At 53.7% G+C, this 3,246-nt stretch carries 2 protein-coding genes; both read left to right on the forward strand.

The window, feature by feature from the left end; translation table 11 throughout:
- The coding region (torA, locus tag FDW96_RS02790; protein WP_252362847.1) for a trimethylamine-N-oxide reductase TorA at window positions 1–2,468 on the forward strand (2,468 nt) is incomplete at its 5' end.
- Window positions 2,458–3,090 carry a molecular chaperone TorD gene (gene torD / locus FDW96_RS02795; protein ID WP_042307276.1) on the forward strand — a complete coding sequence of 211 codons (633 nt, stop codon included), beginning with the start codon at window positions 2,458–2,460 and terminating at the stop codon, window positions 3,088–3,090. The genes torA and torD, both read left to right, overlap by 11 nt.
- Window positions 3,091–3,246: the final 156 nt, after the last annotated feature.

Below are 3,246 nucleotides of genomic sequence, written 5' to 3' on the forward strand. Positions count from 1 at the left end.
GCCGTTTTCTGAGCGGTATGTTGGCGGTGGGCGCAGCCAGTGCTCTGGCACCGAATCCGCTGATCTCAAAAGTATGGGCGGCGGGAGAAAACCCCGAAAAGTGGATTCAATCCGGTTCGCATTATGGCGCTTTTGAAGCCAAAGTGGTCAACGGCGAGTGGCTGGAAACACGGCCTTTCAAACATGACAAATACCCTTGCGATATGCTGAACGCGGTGCGTGAAGTGGTCTATAACCCGTCGCGGGTGCGTTATCCAATGGTTCGTCTGGACTGGTTACGCAAGCGTGAGAAATCGGATCGCAGCCAGCGCGGAGATAATCGTTTTGTGCGGGTAAGCTGGGATCAGGCGCTGGATCTGTTTTACGACGAGCTGGAACGGGTACAAAAAACCTACGGCTCATCGGGGGTATTTACCGGGCTGGCTGACTGGCAAATGGTGGGAAAATACCATAAAGCGGGCGGGGCGATGGACAGAGGACTTGGCCTGCATGGTAGCTATGTGACGACCGTTGGCGACTACTCTGCAGCAGCTGCGCAGGTTATCTTGCCGCATGTGATTGGTTCGCTGGAAGTTTATGAACAGCAAACGTCACTGCCGCTGGTTATTCAGAACAGTAATACCATCGTGCTGTGGGGTTGCGATCCGATCAAGAACCTGCAGATCGAGTTCCTGGTCCCCGATCACGATGCGTTTGGCTATTGGCAACAAATTAAAGAGGCGGTTGCGCAGGGTAAAATGCGTGTTATCAGCGTCGATCCAGTGCGTAGCAAATCGCAAAACTATCTTGGCTGCGAACAACTGGCGCTTCGGCCTCAAACCGATGTCGCGCTAATGTTGGCACTGGCGCATACCCTGTATGAAGAAAAACTGTATGACACGGCGTTTATCAACGATTACACCGTCGGTTTTGAGCAGTTTTTACCGTATCTGCTTGGGGAGAGTGATAAGCAGCCGAAAAATGCCGAATGGGCAGCGGAAATCTGTGGCCTGACGGCGGAGCAGATCCGTGATTTCGCCCGCCTGCTGGTCAAAGGCCGGACCCAATTTATGGGCGGTTGGTGCGTACAACGCATGCATCATGGCGAACAGTATCCCTGGATGCTGGTGGTGCTGGCCAGTATGGTTGGGCAAATTGGCTTGCCGGGCGGGGGCGTAGGGTTTGGCTGGCATTACAACGGCGGTGGTACGGTGACATCCGCCGGACCTGTACTCTCCGGGCTGGGAGGGATCGCGAATCCTCCACCGGCGAAGTATAAAGCGGATTTTCGCGGCGCATCGGAGCATATCCCCACCTCACGCATCGTTGACTGTCTGCTTGAGCCGGGCAAAAAGGTTGCCTTTAACGGCGAAACGTTAACCTGGCCTGATATCAAAATGGCGATCTACAGCGCGGCGAATCCATTCCATGCGCAGCAGGATCGTAATCGCATGATCGAGGCGTGGAAGAAGCTGGAAACCGTGGTGGTATTGGATCATCAATGGACCGCGTCGTGTCGATTTGCCGATATCGTCCTGCCCGTGACCACCCGTTTTGAACGCAACGATATTGAACAGTTTGGTACGCATTCGAATAAAGGGCTGATGGCGCTGCATCAGATCGTTAAACCGCAATATGAAGCCCGGCATGATTTTGACGTTTTTGCCGGATTATGTAAGCGCTTTGACAAAGAAGCGGTGTACCACGAGAACCGTGACGAAATGCAGTGGATACAAGCGCTCTATGACGAAGGCGTGAAGATGGGTGCGTCGCTCGGCGTCTCTTTACCAGACTTTGCGACATTCTGGCAGGGTGAAGGATATATTGAATATCCGGCCGGACTGCCGTGGGTGCGTCACGGTGAGTTTCGCGACCAGCCAGACCTCAATCCTCTGGGAACGCCTTCAGGTCTGATTGAAATCTACAGTAAAACCATTGCTGGCTTTGCCTACGAGGACTGTCCGGGTCATCCGGTATGGATGGAACCGTTTGAACGTAATCATTCCGCTAAAAAAAATAAATACCCGCTGCATCTGCAATCCTGCCATCCGGATAAACGTCTGCACTCTCAGCTGTGCTCAAGCGAGGCGTTTCGCAACACCTATGCGGTTGCCGGAAGAGAACCACTTTATATCAGCGCGCAGGATGCCGCCGCCCGTGGCCTGAAAGCAGGTGATATTGCACGCGTATTCAACGACCGCGGTCAGGTGCTGGCTGGGGTGGTGATTAGCCCTGATTTCACTCCAGGCGTAATCCGCATTCATGAAGGGGCGTGGTATTCCCCGCAGGAAGGTGGAAAAGCCGGGACGTTATGCACCTATGGCGACCCGAATGTCCTGAGCGCCGATATTGGTACTTCACAGCTGGCACAAGGCCCTTCAGCGCATACCGTGCTGGTGGAGGTCGAACGTTATCAGCAGAAAGCCCCACAGGTAACGGCATTCGGTGGCCCGGAGACAGTAAAAGAGGAGGGGGGAAGTGCAGCATAACCAAATACATCAGCAGCGGGCGGACATGTACCAGTGGTTCTCGCAATTGCTATTCCGTGAGCTGGACGAAAAGCAACTTGCCAGCCTTGAAAACGGCGATAATCGGGCGTGGATTATTTCACTGGCGGTGATTCCTGGATTGTCTGGCAAGGTTAAGCATTTTGAGCGTAGTCTGACCCGGGTTTTGCGTCGTGATTCCCGACAGCTGGAACTCGCCGCGGATTTTGCCTCGCTGTTTCTGCTGGCACCGCCTGGCGGAGTTTCTCCCTATGCCGGGCACTATCCGCATACGACCGCGTCAGCAGAACGTCAGCAAATGAATGTGCTGCTGATCGAACACGGTCTGGCCGCGCGGGAAAATGAGCCATCCGATCATATCGCCATTCAACTGGCATTGATGGCGAAGATGGTTGCTAAAGAGGAGGCGGTATCTGCACAGTATTACTTTTTGCATCACCATATGATGTGCTGGGCGCCATTGCTACGCGATGCCTGCCTGGCGCGAGATGAACAGGGGTTTTACCCGCAGGCAGTCAACCTGATAGTGAGTTTTATGCGCGAGGATGAACAGTATCTGGAATCGCTGTTAATGGATGATTTTTATCTCAGTAGCCAGCGCTGAAAATGAAAAGGGACAGCTGGTGCTGTAATGCCAGTCAGTTAAGCATTATGGAGAATATTTTATTGCAGCACAGGGTTCCGTTCACCTCAGCGGAGTCATTTCTCTGAAGCGCAGATACCCGTGAACGTGCAAGGGAGGCTCACCGCCGCCTCCCTT

The organism is Citrobacter sp. TBCS-15, from assembly GCF_005280815.1.
Lineage (GTDB): Bacteria > Pseudomonadota > Gammaproteobacteria > Enterobacterales > Enterobacteriaceae > Citrobacter > Citrobacter werkmanii.